Genomic DNA, 15,646 nt, shown 5'->3' with positions numbered 1-15,646 from the left:
ATGCCGGGGACCGCTGACGGGCAGACAGGAGCCACCGAGGGGGGTGGCGCCGGCGAGAGGCGTGGGGACGGCGGCACGGGTGGTGTGGGTGGAGCAGTCGGTGTCGGTGCGGTGGATGGCGTCGGCGGCACCGGTGGGGCAGGGCGCCCGGGGCTCAAGCGGAGCCTCACTTTCCGGGACCTGGTGGTGTACGGGCTGCTGTTCATCGCCCCGATGGCCCCGGTCGGCGTCTTCGGCACCCTGGACGCCAAGTCGCACGGCGCCGTAGCCCTGGTCTATCTCGTCGCGACCATCGCGATGGCGTTCACCGCGTTCAGCTACGCGCAGATGGTCCGCGTCGTCCCTCAGGCGGGTTCCGTCTTCGCCTATGCGCGGGCGGCGCTCGGTGAGGGCCCCGGATTCGTCGCCGGGTGGATGGCGATGCTCGACTACCTGCTGATCCCGGCGGTCGCCTACCTCTTCTCCGGGATCGCCCTGCACGCGCTGATTCCGTCGGTGTCGCAGTGGGTGTGGACGGCGATCGCCGTGCTGGTAACGACCGCGCTCAACATGTGGGGCGTGCGGGCCGCCGCCCGGGTCGGCTTCGCGGTGCTCGCGCTGGAGATCGCCGTGCTGGTGGTGTTCGTGGTGGCGGCGGTGGTGGTGCTGGTACGCAACGGGGCTGCCCGTGACTGGCTGTCGCCGCTGACCGGTGACGGGTCCATGGGGTCCTTCTCGCTGGCGGCCGTGCTGAGCGCGGTCTCGGTGGCGGTGCTCTCCTATCTGGGCTTCGACGCGATCGCCTCCTTCGCCGAGGAGGTCACCGGGGGTTCCGCGAAGGTCGCCAGGGCGGTGCTGCTGTGCCTGGTGCTGGTCGGCGTGCTCTTCGTCGTACAGACGTATCTGGTGGCGCTGCTCTCGCCGGTCTCGGCGGCCGATCTCGCCGCCGATCCGTCGAAGCAGGGGACGGCGTTCTACGACGCGGTGGACGGGGCGGTGGGGGCGTGGCTGCACGATCTGGTGGCGGTGAGCAAGGCGATCGGGGCGGCGTTCGCGGCGCTGGCAGGGCAGGCGGCGGCCGGGCGGCTGCTGTTCGCGATGGCGCGCGAGCGGCGGCTGCCGGGCGTGCTGGCCAAGGTGGACGCGAAGTCCGGGGTGCCGAGGGTGGCGCTCGGTCTGGCAGCGGTGGTCACGCTGGTGGCGGCCGTCTGGGCGGCCAGGCGCGGTGACGGAATGGACCACCTGGTGTCGGTCGTGGACATCGGCGCGCTGACCGCGTTCGTGCTGCTGCACGCCTCGGTGATCGGCTGGTTCGCGGTACGCCGTGAGGAGGGGCCGCCGGTGTGGTGGCGGCATGTGCTGGTGCCGGTGGCCGGTGCGGCGATCGCGCTCGCGGTGATCTTCGAGGCGAGCAGGACCGCGCAGTTGGTGGGAGCGGTGTGGCTGGTGGTGGGGCTGGCGGTGCTGGTGGCTCAGCGGGGGAGGCGGGGGGCCGGTCCGGGGGCTGGCGCCGGTGCGGGATCCGGGGCCGGTCCGGGGGCTGGGCCCGGGGCTGTTGTCGGTGGTCGCGGCTAGCCTTCGTACATGGCTCTCAATACGTCGTCAGCGGATGCTCCTCTGCCGGTCGGTCAGGTCTCCCGGCTGATCGGGGGATGGATCGACAGGCTCGGTGCGATCTGGGTCGAGGGACAGATCACCCAGCTGTCCCGGCGGCCGGGAGCCGGGGTGGTCTTTCTGACGCTGCGCGATCCGTCGCACGACATCTCGGTGTCGGTGACCTGCTACCGGCAGGTGTTCGACGCGGTGGCCGACGTGGTGTCGGAGGGTGCGCGCGTCGTGGTGCTCGCGAAGCCCGAGTGGTACGCGCCGAGGGGGCAGCTCTCGCTGCGGGCCTCCGAGATCAAGCCGGTCGGGATCGGTGAACTGCTCGCCCGGCTGGAGCAGTTGAAGAAGTCCTTGGCGGGGGAGGGGCTGTTCGCGCTGGACCGCAAGCGGCAGCTTCCGTTCCTGCCGCAGCTGATCGGCCTGGTGACCGGGCGTGCCTCGGCCGCCGAGCGGGACGTACTGGAGAACGCGCGGCGGCGCTGGCCGGCCGTCCGTTTCGAGGTACGGCAGGTGGCGGTGCAGGGGGTGCACGCGGTGCCGCAGGTCGTGCAGGCGATCAAGGAACTGGACGCGCTGCCCGAGGTCGACGTGATCATCGTGGCGCGGGGCGGCGGCAGTGTGGAGGACCTGTTGCCGTTCTCCGACGAGCAGTTGGTACGGGCGGTGGCCGCGGCCCGTACCCCGGTCGTCTCCGCCATCGGCCACGAACCGGACTCACCGCTGCTGGATCTGGTGGCGGACCTGCGGGCCTCGACGCCCACGGACGCGGCCAAGAAGGTCGTACCGGACGTGGGTGAGGAGCTGGACCGGGTGCAGGGACTGCGCGACCGGGCGCTGCGGACCGTGCAGGGGCTGCTCGACCGGGAGGAGCGGGGGCTGGCGTCCGCGCTGGCCAGGCCAGTGATGGAGCGGCCGCAGCGGATGGTGGAGGAGCGGGAGGCGGAGGTCGACGCGCTGGTGGCGCGGAGCAGGCGGACGCTGGGGCACCTGCTCGACCGGGCGGACTCGGAGCTGTCGCACACCCGGGCGCGGGTGGTGGCGTTGTCGCCGGCGGCGACGTTGGAGCGCGGGTACGCGGTGTTGCAGAAGGGAAACGGGGGAGTGGTGCGGGCGGCCGGGGAGGTGGCCGGGGGCGAGGAGCTGCGGGCGCGGGTGGCGGAGGGGGAGTTTGTGGTGCGGGTGGTGGAGTGAGGGTGAGGCGGGTGGGGCGTGCGGGTGCTGTTGAGCTGCCCTGTTGCTGTTGCTGTTGATCTGTCCCGTTGCTGTTGAGCAGCTCTGCTGTTGGTGTCGGGCCTCGAACATAAGGTGAATCGCATGGCGAAGACGGACGAAGCCGGAGCCGGGACCGAAGTCGGTTACGAGCAGGCGCGGGACGAGTTGATCGAGGTGGTGCGGCGCCTTGAGATGGGTGGCACGACCCTGGAGGAGTCGCTGGCCCTCTGGGAGCGGGGGGAGGAGCTGGCGAAGGTGTGCCGACGGTGGCTGGAGGGGGCTCGGGCGCGGTTGAACGCGGCGTTGGGGGAGGGCGAGGGCGAGCAGGGCTGAGGTCGCGCCGACGGCGGGGTCTGTGGGATTTGCGGGGTCTGTGGGGTCTGCCCCTCCACGCCCCTTTCCTGAACCGCTGGCCGCGGGGCTGGTGGGGACCCACGGGTGCGTGGTGGCTGATCGCGCAGTTCCTCACGCCCCTGAAGTAATCACTCGCGTCCCTGGCCTGGCACTCCGGGCCTCCGCCCCCAGGTGACTTCTTCGATGAAGTCCAGGGGGTGATTTTTGTTATGGGGCCATCCGCCCCCGGTCTCCCATGGCGTGGAGCAAGATGCCGTAGGACCGAGCTGGCGGAGAAGGGGCGGGAGACCGTGAACAGGGAACACGGAGTCGCGACGATCGTGGCGGCGCAGAGCGGGGATCCGCAGGCGCAGGACGCGCTCGTCGCCTCTTATCTGCCGCTCGTCTACAACATCGTCGGCCGGGCGCTGAACGGGCACACGGACGTCGACGACGTGGTGCAGGAGACGATGCTGCGGGCGCTCGACGGGCTGCCCGCCCTGCGCATCCCGGAGAGTTTCCGGTCGTGGCTGGTGGCCATCGCGATGAACGAGGTGCGCCGGCACTGGCAGCGCGAGCAGCAGCCGGTGGGTGCACCGCTGCCGGAGGGGCGCGAACTCGCCGACCCCGACGCCGACTTCGTCGGGCTGACCCTGGTGCGGATGGGGCTCTCCGGTCAGCGCAGGGAGACCGTGGAGGCCACTCGCTGGCTGGACGCCGACGACCGCGCGCTGCTCTCCCTGTGGTGGCTGGAAGCGGCGGGTGAACTGACCAGGGCCGAGGTGGCGACCGCCCTGGAACTGGCGCCGGACCACACCGCCGTGCGGGTGCAGCGGATGAAGGCCCAGCTGGAGGCGGCCCGGGTGGTGGTGCGGGCACTGGCCGCGGTGCCGCTGTGCGGGCAGCTGAGGGATGTGATCGCGCCGTGGGACGGCGCGCCGTCCGCCCTCTGGCGGAAGCGGATATCGCGGCACGCGAAGGAGTGCGCGGTGTGTGCGGGCCATCGCAGCGGACTGGTCCCGGCCGAGGGCCTGCTCGCCGGGTTCGGGCTGGTGCCGGTGGCGGGTGTGCTGGTGGAACTGGTGCGGTCGGCGATACGTGAGGGGGGCGCGGCCGGGACCTGGGAGACCGCGGCCCACACGTCCCCCGCCCACCCGGCCCCGTACCCGGAACCCTTCCCGTACGCGTCCCCCCACCCCGGCGGGCCCCCGCACCCGGACCCCACCTTCGCCCCGGACCCCACCCTCGCCCCGCACCCGTCCCTCGCGCCGCACTCCGGCCCCACTCCGACCGGCCACCCCACCCCCGGTACCGACCCCTTCGCAGGAGCCCACCCGAACATGCACGGCACCCCGGACACCCACGGCACCCCCACCGCCCCCATACCCACCGGCCCCACCCGCACCGACCTCCGTCGTCGGCGCTCCCGTCGACGCCGCCAAGTCACGGGCGCCGCAGTCGTGCTGCTCCTCGTCGGCGGTGGCACAGGGGCCTACCAGCTCTTCTCCGGCGGCACGGACAAGGAACCCAGCACCGCGGTGGCCGACGCCGCCCGGACCTCCGCCCCGGCGCTCCCCAGCGCGAGCAGCCCCGCGCCCTCGGCGACCACCGCGTCGCCCACCGCCACGGCCTCGCCGAGCGCCACCGTCACCCGCAAGACGCCCACCCCCACCCGGACCAGCTCGCGGCCCGCCCCGCCGCCGGCGCCCAAGCCCACCCGTACCAAGGCTCCCGACAAGCCGGCCCCGCCGCCCGCTCCCGCAGGGCCCGCGCAGGAGGTCATCGCCCTGCTCAACTCCGAGCGGGCAAAGGGGGGTTGCTCACCGGTGACGAGCAACGGCCTGCTGCGTACCGCCGCCCAGCGGCACTCCGAGGACATGATCGCCCGCGGCTACTTCGACCACACCAGTCCGGACGGCACCGACCCCGGCAAGCGGATCACCGCCGCCGGGTACAGGTGGATGACCTACGGCGAGAACATCGCCGCAGGTCAGTCCACCCCTGCCAAGGTCATGGAGGCCTGGATGAACAGCTCGGGGCACCGCGCCAACATCCTCAACTGCGCCTTCAAGGAGGTCGGCATCGGCATCGCCGGCCCCTCCGGCGGCCCGCACTGGACCCAGGTGTTCGGCGCCCGCTAGCCCCGCCTGATCAACCTCACCTCTGGAAGAGCGAGTTGAGGTCGTTGTGCGGCACCGCGCCCGCCACCGACTCGTACGTTCCCGCCGTCAGCAGCTCCTCGGTGGCGCGGCGCGCCACCGCGTACGCGGCGCCCGACACCGCCCCGCCCAGACTGATCCTGGACACCCCCAGCTCGGCCAGCTCGGCGACCGTGGGGGCGCCCGGGCCCACCAGCAGGTTCAGCGGTACGTCGATGGCCGCGACCAGTGCGGCGATGGTCTCCGGGTCGGTGACGCCGGGGACGAATACGCCGTCGGCGCCCGCGCCGACATAGGCGTGCATCCGCCCGATGGTCTCCTGGAGGCGGCCCGACTCCTCGCCGAGGCCGAACAGGAAGGTGTCGATCCGGGCGTTGAGGAAGAGCGGGATGCCGGCCTTGTCGGCGGCGGCCCTGGCGGCGGCGATCCGGCCGGTCTGCTCCATCGGCGTACGGTTGCCGTCCTCCAGGTTCACCCCGACCGCGCCCGCTGCGATCACCGCGGCGACCGTCTCGCCGACGCCCTCGGCACTCTCCGCGAACCCGCCCTCGATGTCGGCGGTCACCGGCACCCGCACGGCCGCCGCGACCCGGGCGATCAGCTCCACCGCACGGTCCCGGTCGAGCGCGTCACCGTCCGGGAACCCCAGGCTCCAGGCGACCCCCGCGCTGGTGGTGGCCACGGCGGACGCCCCGGCCTGCTCGATCACCAGGGCACTGGCCACGTCCCAGGCGTTGGGGAGCAGCAGCGGGGCACCGGGGGTGCGGTGCAGGGAGTGAAGGAGGGTGGCCTTCTCGTGCTGGGCGGATACGGGCTGCGCGGATGCGGGCTGTGCGGGTGCGGGCTGTGCGGTCGGTGAAGTCATGGGCACAGTTGAGCAGCTCGCGGCTTGCGGGGCAGGCGATTTTCCGACATCACCTTAGGCCTCGGCCTCCGCCCCGGTCTCGGCCTTTGCCCCGGCTCCCGCGCCGCACCCCGGCGAGCGGCCCCGGCCCGGTGTCACACCCGGCACGTACGATTCGCCCGGCACCCCCCGCACCACCCCGACGAGGAGCACCGTACCGATGGCGATACCGCCGCCGCCCCCCGAGCAGCCCTGGAACGAGCCGCAGCGGCCGCCCCGGCCCGGCCCCTACGGGCAGCAGCCCCCGTACGGCTCCCAGCCCTACGGCAGCCCGCAGCAGCCCTACGGCGGCGGGCCCTACGGCGCCCCTCAGCCCTACGGCATGCCGCCCGCCGCGCCCAAGACCAACGGGCTGGCCATCGCCTCCCTGGTCACCGGCATCGTCTGCTGCGTCCCGCCGCTCGGCCTGATCCTCGGCATCGTCGCCCTCAATCAGATCAGGAAGCGCGGCGACGGCGGCAAGGGACTGGCGGTCGCGGGCATCGTGCTCTCCTCGCTCAGCGTGGTGCTGGTCCTGGTCACCCTCCTCACCGGCGGGATCTCCGACTTCAAGAAGGGCTTCGAGGAGGCGGCGAAGGGCGGCCAGTCCGTCGAGAAGCTGCGCACCGGGCAGTGCTTCAACACCCCCGACGGATCGCTGGAGGGCACCACCTACGACGTCGAGGTCGTTGACTGCGCGGGGCCGCACGACAGCGAGGTGTTCGGCACCTTCAGGCTGCCCGACTCCTCGGAGTACCCCGGCGACGCCAAGATCGGTGCCATCGCCGACACCCGGTGCGCCACCGCGCAGGACAAGTACGTCGGCGGCGGCACGGTCGACGTGGACTCGTTCTATCTGATGCCGGACCGGCGCGGGTGGCGGCTCGGTGACCGGGGAGTCTCCTGCGTCTTCGGTAACGAGTCGGGCAAGAAGCTCACCGGATCGCTTCGCGGCAGCGGTACGGGGGACACCGGTGACACCGGCGGTACGGGAGACACCGGTGGGGCCATCGAAGGTGATGTGGGCGAAGAGGTCTGAGAGGCCCCCGGGAAACCAGGGGCGCGAGGGGCTCGCACCCCCGCGCGCCTTACCCGGGGAAACATGCCTGGGTAAAGCCGAATCATCACATCGAGTGAAACTCTGGCCTTTGCTTGTGCTGAACAACCCACGGTTGCCACGCTGTTGCTGTCTGTCAACCTGATGGGAGTGGCCAGTGACATTCGGTGAGCAGCCGGCATATCTGCGCGTGGCGAGGGACCTCCGGGAGCAGATCGCCGACGGGAAGCTGCCGCCGCACACCCGGCTCCCCTCGCAGGCGCGCATCCGCGAGGTCTACGGCGTCTCGGACACCGTGGCGCTGGAGGCGCGGAAGGTGCTGATGGCGGAGGGCCTGGTCGAGGGGCGCTCCGGTTCGGGGACGTACGTCAGGGAGCGGCCGGTCCCGCGCAGTGTGTCCCGCTCCGCCTACCGCGGTGCGGGTTCCACCACGCCCTTCAAGCAGGAGCAGGCCGCCGAGGGGGCGCGCGGCACCTGGGCATCGCGCAGCGAGCAGACCCCGGCGCCCGAGGCGGTCGCGGCACGGCTCGGCATCGAGCCCGGCGACCGAGTGATGTGCACCCGGTACGTCTACCGGGACGCGGGCGAGGCCATGATGCTCTCCACCTCCTGGGAGCCCCTCGCGGTCACCGGGCGCACCCCGGTGATGCTGCCCGAGGAGGGGCCGCTGGGCGGCTGCGGGGTGGTCGAGCGGATGGCCGCCATCGATGTCGTGGTGGACAACGTGGCGGAGGAGGTCGGTGCCCGGCCGGGGCTGGCGGAGGAGCTGGCCGAACTGGGTGGTGTGCCGGGGCATGTGGTGCTGGTCATCGAGCGGACGTACTACGCCTCGGGCCGGGCGGTGGAGACGGCCGACCTGGTGGTTCCGGCCGACCGGTACCGGGTCGCCTACCACCTGCCGGTGAAATGACGGCTCAGTGAGGTGAGTTGAGGCGTACGCCGCGGACCGAACGAGCCCTGCGGGCCGGGCCGGCCACAGCGATTCCGGTGCCAACCGGGTATGCAGAGCGGTAAGTTGGGTTCCCTCGGGGGCGCATCCACAAGGATGCGCCCCCGTTGTCGTCATTGCTTCGTCAACCCACCTGTGCTTCTTGGCCAGATCGGTGTCTCTTTGTGAAAAGTCATATCCGGTGAGTAAAGGTCAGGCGTAGGCTCGGGCATATGCGTACTGAGGTTTCCTGGGGATCCTTGACGGCGTATACGCCGGCGGACGGAGGCGCGCGATGAACGACGGTGCAAACCGGCTTCCGTGGTTGGTGGTGCGGCAGGACGACAACGGCAACCGCTACCGCGTCGGCGCCTACGCCACGCGCGCGGAGGCCGAGCGGCGCGCCGAAATGCTGGACCAGCGCGGCCACAAGCAGCTCTATCTGATCGAACAGGCGGCGAAGCGGACCTGAGACCCCGGTCCCGGGGCCGGTAACGGGATCGGTAACGGGGATCGGTCTCGGCCCCGGACGCGATGCGGGGCGGCCGGCCACCACGGCTTAGGCTCCGCCCCATGACGGAACGACTGGTCGTGGGCGGAGCCCTCTTTCACCGCGGGCGACTGCTGGCCGCCCGCCGCAGCGCCCCGCCCGAGCTGGCCGGCCGCTGGGAGCTGCCCGGCGGCAAGTGCGAACCGGGCGAGACGCCCGAGCAGGCCCTGGTGCGGGAACTGCGCGAGGAACTGGGCATCGAGGCCGAGCCCCTGGAGCGCATCCCCGGCGAGTGGCCGCTGAAACCCGGTTACGTCCTTCAGGTGTGGACCGCCCGGCTGCTCTCCGGCGACCCCCGTCCGCTGGAGGACCACGACGAACTGCGCTGGCTCGCCCCCGAGGAGCGCGACACGGTGAACTGGCTTGACCAGGACCGCCCGGCGGTCGCCGAAGCGGTGCGGCTGCTGCGTACGGGGAGTCCCGCAGAGGGCTGAACGGGGCAACAGGGCGCGGCGCACGGGGGAGTCCGTACGCCGTTCGTGCCACAGTGCGCCTATTCGCTGGGTAGCCGGGCTCCGATATCGGGTATGTGCTGATTAACCCCCCGAAATGGGATGTTCCTTTTTGGGGTCCGCTGCTGCTGTTCTGGGATGTGGTCGGCGTGCTCGACACTGAAGGCGCCTGCGCCGAGTGGACCTTTCCTGCCGAGCCCAACGCGGTCCGCACCGCACGGCACGCCGTCCGCGACACCCTGGCCCTCTGGGGTCTCGACGAGGTCAGCGATGTGAGCGTGCTGCTGGTCAGCGAGCTGGTGACCAATTCCCTGCGGCACGCCTCGGGGCCCATCGACGTTCGGTTGGTGAGGCTCGCCACCCCGGTACCCCTTCCCGGAACCGCCGAAGGGGCCCCTGCCGTCCTGCGGGTGGAGGTGTCGGATCCGCTTCCGGATCCGCCCCGTGAGCGAGCGGCGGGCCCCGACGACGAGGGAGGGCGCGGAATCCAGCTGGTGGCGTGCTCCGCACAGCGCTGGGGGACCCGGCGCGGAAAGACCGGCAAGACGGTGTGGTTCGAGCTGGCCCAGCCCGGTTAGAAGTGTGAAGGGACTTGAGCGATCACGACAGCCCCGCTGGGGTACGGATCAGGTGACGAATCCGGCCGAAAAGGGCCGGGTGAGCGCCGGGAGCACGTCGCGATCGTGAACGCCGTGCCGGTTGGGGCCGTAGTGCTGAATACTGCGGTCAAGGCCGGTTCCGGTGAGGTGAGCTGGAGGGGACGGTCGTGTGAACGAGATACCAGCCGAGGGCCGACAGCCCGGAGACGGGGCGTACAACGCCCCGGGTGCTCCCGGTGCGGTCGGTGCGACGGGCGACGCCCCGGGCGTTCCGGTTTCCCCGGGCGCCCCGGGTGTGTCCGGCGGCACCCTCTGGCAGAGCAGCCCGCCCGGGTCGATCTACGACTACATCCGGATGGCGTCCTTCTCGCTCGGCCCCGACGGCCGGGTCGAGCAGTGGAGCCGTCGGGCCGAGGAACTCTTCGGGATGCCCTCGCGGGACGTCGTGGGCCGGGACCCGGTGCAGGTCTTCGTGGACCCGGAGTACCGCGCGCGCGGCCACGAACAGGTGGCGGAGATCCTCGACGGCAAGGAGTGGACGGGCCTGGTCCCGTTCCGGATGCCGGAAACCGCGGTGGGTGTCGGCGGCGCCGAGGGCATGGCCGAGATCTATGTGATGCCCAGCGAGACCGCGGCCGGTGCGCGGGGTGCGGTGTGCCTCGTGGTGGATGTCACGGCACTGCGCCGGATCGAAACCGACCTGGCCGCCTCACAGGCCATTTTCGGTCAATCTCCGTTCGGCTTCCTGCTGTTCGGTACGGACCTCACCGTGCTGCGCACCAACCGCCGCTTCGCCACCGTCTTCGGCGGCGCCGCCGAGGACCATCGCGGACGTACCGTCCACGACTACCTGGCGCCGCCCGAGGCGGACCGGGTGGCCGACGCGCTCGCCCGGGTACTGGCCACCGGCGAATCCATCACCGACATCCAGATCAGCGGCACCGAACCCGGCTCCGACGAGCGCCGCCACTGGTCGGTCAACCTCTACCGGGTGCACAGCGGATCCGGCCGCCCCATCGGCGTCGCGGGTCTGGCCACCGATGTCACCCGCCGCCAGCGGGCCACCCGCGAGGCCGCCGACGCCCGGCGCAATCTGGCCCTTCTCAACGAGGCGGGCGCCCGCATAGGCAATTCCCTCGACCTCGAAACCACCGCCCGCGAACTCCTCGACGTCGCCGTCCCCGGCTTCTGCGACCTCGCCTCCGTCGACCTCTACCAAGGTCTGCTCACCGGCGACGAGTCCCCGCCCGGAGTCACCGACGGCAGCGCCGAACTCCGCAGGGTCGCCTTCTCCAGCGCCGTCTCCGACGCCCCTCTCGCCGCACCCGGCTGCGTGGGCCCCGGCGAGGACCCGGCGGACATCACCGTCGGCGCGGTGCACCGCTATCCGTCCGGGACGCCCTGCGCCAAGGCGCTGCGCACCGGCCGGGCCAGGGCGGTGCAGGGCGAGGAAGGCGACCTGGTGCACTCCACCCTCGCCGTGCCGATGGTGGCGCACGACACCGTGATCGGGCTCGTCCAGTTCTCCCGTACCAAGGGCAGCGAGTCCTTCGGCGAACGCGACCGCGCACTGGCCACCGAACTCGCCTCCCGGGCCGCCGTCTGCATGGACAACGCCCGCCTCTACCGCCGCGAGCACGAGCGCGCACTGATCCTCCAGCGCAGCCTGCTGCCCCCCGGCGACCCCGAGGCGGCCGGCCTGGACATCGCCTGCCGCTACCTCCCCGGCAACACCGCCACCGAGGTCGGCGGCGACTGGTTCGACGTCATCGAGCTGCCGGGCCACCGCACCGCGCTGGTCGTCGGCGACGTCATGGGACGCGGTCTGCGCGCCGCCGTCGCCATGGGCGAACTGCGCACCGCCGTAAGGACCTTGGCCCTGCTCGACCTCGAACCGGCCGAGGTGCTCTCCGCCCTGGACGAGATCGCCCGTGGCCTGGGCACCCCCAGCGGCGCCCAGCAGGCCTCCCGCGCCACCAACAAGTCCCGCGAGGCCGATCTCTCCGAGGTGTACCTCGCGACCTGTATCTACGCGGTCTACGACCCGGTCACCCGTCGATGTACGTTCGCCAACGCGGGCCACCTGCCGCCGATGGTGGTCGAGCCGGGGGAGGAGCCACTGCTCCTCGACGTACCGCCGGGAATGCCACTGGGAGTGGGCGGCGAACCCTTCGAGGAGGTCGAGGTCGAGCTGGCGGAGGGGTCGCTGCTGGCGCTCTTCACGGACGGTCTGGTCGAGTCCCGCGAGCACCCGCTGGACGAAGGGCTGCGCGATCTCCGTACCGCCATGTCGGGGCCCGCCCGCCCGTCGCCCGGGGAGCATCCCGCGACGACACCGCCGCGCGGCGGCCCCTTCCGGTCGCTGGAAGACGTCTGCGACCACGTCCTCACCACTTTGGACACCCGCCACGGCGAGGACGACATCGCCCTCCTGATGGCCCGCATCCAGGGGCTGCCCGCCGAGGCCGTCGGTGACTGGCGGCTGCCGCGCGAACCCCGCTCGGTGGGCCGGGCCCGCGAACTGGCCCGCGCCCAGCTGGTCTCCTGGGACCTCGAAGACCTGGTCGACACCACGGAGTTGCTGGTCAGCGAGCTGGTGACCAACGCCCTGCGGTACGGCGAGGGCGAGGTCAGGCTCCGGCTGCTGCGCGACCGCACCCTGGTCTGCGAGGTGTGGGACGCCGGGCATGTCCAGCCCAGGCGGCGCCGCGCCCGCGACACCGACGAGGGCGGCCGGGGGCTCCAGCTGGTGGGGCTGCTCAGTGCGGCGTGGGGGGCCAGGCGCACCCCCCGGGGCAAGACGGTCTGGTTCGAACTCGCCCTGCCCGACGGGGAGTCGGAGGGTGCGGCCGAGCTGAGTGTGGAGCAGCTGCTGAGCATGTACTGAACGGTCTACCTGCTCTTCAGCGCGGCCAGCCGGGCCTCGATCTCCGCGTCGTCGCCCAGGCTGTCCAGCTCCTCGAACTGTGCGTCCAGGGACGAGGCGGCCAGCTCCTGCTTGCCCAGCGCCCGCGCCTCCTCGCGCCGCACCTTGTCCTCGAAGCGGCTCAACTCGCTGGTCGGGTCGAGGACGTTGATGTTCTTCACCGCGTCGCTCATGGTGTTCTGCGCCTGCGCGGACTTGGCGCGGGCCACCAACTCGTCGCGCTTGGACGTCAGCTCGGTCAGCTTCGACTTCATCCTGGTGAGGCCGTCCTTGAGCCCGGTGACCACCTCGGTCTGCGAAGCGATCGTCGGCTCGGCGGTCTTCGCCTCCTTCTCCGACTGGAGCTGCCGTTGCAGCGCCACCTTGGCCAGGCCGTCGAACTTGTCCGCCTCCGCCGCCGAGCCGCCCGTGCGCAGCTCGTCCGCCTTCCTGCTGGCGGCCAGTGCCTTCCCGCCCCACTCGTTGGCGGCGTCCACGTCCTCGCGGTGGTCCTGTTCGAGCAGCCGCAGATTGCCGATGGTGGTGGCGACGGCCTCCTCGGCCTCCGAGATGTTGCTGGTGTAGTCGCGGATCAGCTGGTCGAGCATCTTCTGCGGGTCCTCGGCCTGGTCGAGGAGGGCATTGATGTTTGCCTTGGCGAGCTGAGTGACACGGCCGAGGATGGACTGCTTGGACATGGCGTGCTCCTGAGGTCGTGAGGACGTGTTCCGGCTTCCGGGTGTCCGGTCACCTGTGCGTGGGTCGTCGAATGGACTGCGAATGGTCGGCGGACGGTCTGTGGATGGATCTGCGGGTACGTCGCCGGCGGATCGGCGGGTACGCCGACGGGGGATCCGCGAGTACGCCGGCGGGGGTCACGTCTCTAGAACCGGCCGCCACCGCCCCGCCGCCCCCTGGTGTCCCCACCGCCGAAGCTGCCGGGCCCACCGCCGAAGCCACCGCCGCCGAAGCCGCCCCCTCCGAATCCTCCGCCGCCGTAACCACCGCCGCCGCGGCCGCCGTTGAGGATGCCGCCCAGGATGATGCCGCCGAGGACCGCGCCGTTGAGACCGCCGCCCTGGCCGCCCCCGCCCCGGCCTCCGCCTCCACCGAAGCCGCCTCCGCCGTACCCCTGGACGTCCCGCTGGGCCAGTTCCTGCGCCTGCCGGGCCAGTGAGTCCGCCTGCTGCGCCTCGGTGAGTGCGGCCGACGCGTCGTCGTCCGCGGCCAGTGCGGCGGACTGCTCCAGGTGGCGCTGGGCCTCCGCGAGCCGGGTGCGGGCGTGGCTGCCGACGGCGCCCCGGTGGGTGGAGATGTAGTCGGCGGCGGCGCCGATCGTGGCGCGGGCGGTCAGCGTCGCCTGCCCGAGCAGGTCCCGGGCCCGCCGCGACGCGTTCTCCCGCTCCCTCGTCCCGGACAGTGCCTCGTCGAGCGCGGCATCCGCCTCCTCGACCCGGCGCAGGGCGTCGATCGGGTCGTAGCGCCCCGCTTGCACTTCCTGGCGTACGTCACGGACGACGGCCTGCGCGCGGGCGATGCGCCCCTGGAGATCGGCGGTGCCGGTGCCCGGCGACGTACCCCCGACCAGCCCTCCGGCATCGGCCAGATCCGTCTCCGTCTCGGTCAGCGCACCCTCCAGCTTGCCCGCGGCTTCTGCCAGTTCGAGTGCCCGTCGCTCCACCGAGTCCACCAGGGTGCCCACCTGGTCGACGGCGCCCTCGGCGGCCCGTACGAACACCGCCGCCTTGCTGTTGTCGCCCGCCACCAATGACTGGCGGGCCTGGTTGAGGTTGGTGGTCGCGAAGACCAGCCGGTCCTTGGCCTGCTCGACATGCCCGGCCACGGGGGCCGCGGCCGAATCGGCGTAACGCCCAGTCATGGCGGTGAGGGTGGCCTCGGCGGTACTCGTCCTTCCGGTCAGCTCGCGGAAGGCCGCCTCCGCGCTCTCCAGTGCGGCGGGCGCGTTGCGCTCCAGCTCCCGCAGCCGGTCGAAGTCCTCCGACTCCGCGTCCAGCCGCCGGTTGGCCTCCGCACACCGCGTCAGGATCTCGTCCAGCATCCGCCGCTTGGTCGGATCGTCCTCCGGAAACGCGTCGTCGAGCTGCTGCCGGATCCGGAACGCGGCGGTCAGCTCCCCCTTCGCACAGTCCAGCGCCTCACTGAACGGCCGCGCGGCCTCCTCCCCGAACTGCGCCGTGGCAAAGCCGAGTTCCTCCTCGCTCGTCCGCGCCGCGTCATCGGTCTCCACCAGCGCCTTCCTGGCCCGCGTATCCAACTCGGCCAGCGGAACGAGTACAGGCCCCGCAGCCCCCGCCCCCTCCCTCTTCCCCTCCCTCTGATCCTTCTTCTTCCTCCTGCTGTACGCGTACGCCGCCAGCGCGCCCGCGCCGCCCACCGCCACCACCGGAAGCACCAGGTCGCCCGCCACCCCGTCCTCACCGCCGGTGTCGCGGGTGCCGGGGGTGATCGTGGGGGTGGGGACCGGGCTTCCGGAGAGGACCGCGCCGTAACCGTTCGCGGCGCCGATGGCCGCTCCCGCCCAGTCGTTCTGCCGCAGGGCGGGTTTGATCGCGGTGTCGGAGACGTCGGCGAGCTGGGCGTCGGTGAGGCGTGAGTCATTGCCCACGGAGTAGGCGAACTGCCGGTCCTGGGTGGCGACGGCGAGCAGTACGTCGTCCCGTCCGAGGCCGTTGCGGGACGCGGTGGTGTCGGCCCAGCTCTGGGAGGCGCGGCCGGAGAAGTCGCGGACGTACACGACGAAGAGCTGGATCCGGTGCTCGGTGTAGAGCTGGTTGAGGGCCGTGGCGACGGCTCCCCGCTTGTTGCCGAGTGCGCCCGCCCTGTCGGTGATCTGGCCGTCGGCCGAGAGCGGCCCGGGGTCTTCGGCGGGGGGCCGGGGGGCGGCGGCCGGGGGGTCGCCGCCGTCCGCCGCGTGCGCGGCCGGGGCGGTGGTCATGGCCCAGGCGGCAGCCATCGCCGCGGCC

The 15,646-nt window shown here is 72.1% G+C and carries 13 protein-coding genes; 10 read left to right on the top strand and 3 right to left on the bottom strand.

What is annotated here, in order from left to right; genetic code table 11:
• The 4 genes from ACIA73_RS06405 (at nt 1) to ACIA73_RS06390 (ending at nt 5,270) form a co-directional block, all read left to right on the top strand.
• Nucleotides 1-1,554, top strand: coding sequence for an APC family permease (locus tag ACIA73_RS06405; protein ID WP_399437135.1), 1,554 nt, complete (start codon nt 1-3; stop codon nt 1,552-1,554).
• Between the two features lie 9 nt (nt 1,555-1,563).
• Nucleotides 1,564-2,775: an exodeoxyribonuclease VII large subunit gene (xseA, locus tag ACIA73_RS06400; RefSeq protein WP_399437134.1), complete on the top strand. Its 1,212-nt coding sequence runs from the start codon at nt 1,564-1,566 to the stop codon at nt 2,773-2,775.
• 123 nt (nt 2,776-2,898) lie between these two features.
• Complete coding sequence (locus tag ACIA73_RS06395; RefSeq protein ID WP_399437133.1) at nt 2,899-3,129, top strand: exodeoxyribonuclease VII small subunit; 231 nt, start codon at nt 2,899-2,901, stop codon at nt 3,127-3,129.
• Between the two features lie 311 nt (nt 3,130-3,440).
• Complete coding sequence (locus tag ACIA73_RS06390; protein WP_399437132.1) at nt 3,441-5,270, top strand: sigma-70 family RNA polymerase sigma factor; 1,830 nt, start codon at nt 3,441-3,443, stop codon at nt 5,268-5,270.
• Between the two features lie 16 nt (nt 5,271-5,286).
• Here the strand turns inward: ACIA73_RS06390 and ACIA73_RS06385 are convergent, their stop codons facing one another.
• Complete coding sequence (locus ACIA73_RS06385) at nt 5,287-6,153, bottom strand: isocitrate lyase/phosphoenolpyruvate mutase family protein (protein WP_399437131.1); 867 nt, start codon at nt 6,151-6,153, stop codon at nt 5,287-5,289.
• A gap of 199 nt (nt 6,154-6,352) precedes the next feature.
• Between ACIA73_RS06385 and ACIA73_RS06380 the strand changes: the two genes are divergently transcribed.
• From ACIA73_RS06380 to ACIA73_RS06355, 6 genes are all read left to right on the top strand, one after another.
• On the top strand, nt 6,353-7,210 hold the full coding sequence (locus ACIA73_RS06380) for a DUF4190 domain-containing protein (RefSeq protein ID WP_399437130.1): 858 nt from the start codon (nt 6,353-6,355) through the stop codon (nt 7,208-7,210).
• A gap of 175 nt (nt 7,211-7,385) precedes the next feature.
• Complete coding sequence (locus ACIA73_RS06375; protein ID WP_399437129.1) at nt 7,386-8,138, top strand: GntR family transcriptional regulator; 753 nt, start codon at nt 7,386-7,388, stop codon at nt 8,136-8,138.
• Nucleotides 8,139-8,451: 313 nt separating this feature from the next.
• Complete coding sequence (locus ACIA73_RS06370; RefSeq protein WP_399437128.1) at nt 8,452-8,628, top strand: SPOR domain-containing protein; 177 nt, start codon at nt 8,452-8,454, stop codon at nt 8,626-8,628.
• A gap of 101 nt (nt 8,629-8,729) precedes the next feature.
• The gene (locus ACIA73_RS06365; protein WP_399437127.1) at nt 8,730-9,140 is read left to right on the top strand and encodes a (deoxy)nucleoside triphosphate pyrophosphohydrolase; all 411 of its coding nucleotides are present in this window, start codon (nt 8,730-8,732) and stop codon (nt 9,138-9,140) included.
• A gap of 158 nt (nt 9,141-9,298) precedes the next feature.
• Entirely contained in the window at nt 9,299-9,736 is a 438-nt protein-coding gene (locus tag ACIA73_RS06360; RefSeq protein WP_399437469.1) for an ATP-binding protein, read from the top strand.
• 190 nt (nt 9,737-9,926) lie between these two features.
• On the top strand, nt 9,927-12,644 hold the full coding sequence (locus ACIA73_RS06355) for a SpoIIE family protein phosphatase (protein WP_399437126.1): 2,718 nt from the start codon (nt 9,927-9,929) through the stop codon (nt 12,642-12,644).
• Nucleotides 12,645-12,649: 5 nt separating this feature from the next.
• Here the strand turns inward: ACIA73_RS06355 and ACIA73_RS06350 are convergent, their stop codons facing one another.
• Both ACIA73_RS06350 and ACIA73_RS06345 read right to left on the bottom strand, forming a co-directional pair.
• Nucleotides 12,650-13,360, bottom strand: coding sequence for a PspA/IM30 family protein (locus ACIA73_RS06350; RefSeq protein WP_399437125.1), 711 nt, complete (start codon nt 13,358-13,360; stop codon nt 12,650-12,652).
• Nucleotides 13,361-13,545: 185 nt separating this feature from the next.
• Complete coding sequence (locus tag ACIA73_RS06345) at nt 13,546-15,618, bottom strand: TPM domain-containing protein (protein WP_399437468.1); 2,073 nt, start codon at nt 15,616-15,618, stop codon at nt 13,546-13,548.
• Nucleotides 15,619-15,646: the final 28 nt, after the last annotated feature.

The sequence above is a fragment of the Streptomyces sp. NPDC051561 genome (assembly GCF_044454195.1).
GTDB lineage: Bacteria > Actinomycetota > Actinomycetes > Streptomycetales > Streptomycetaceae > Streptomyces.
Note: the sequence above shows the minus strand (reverse complement) of the source record. Positions and strands in the feature narration are given on the sequence as shown.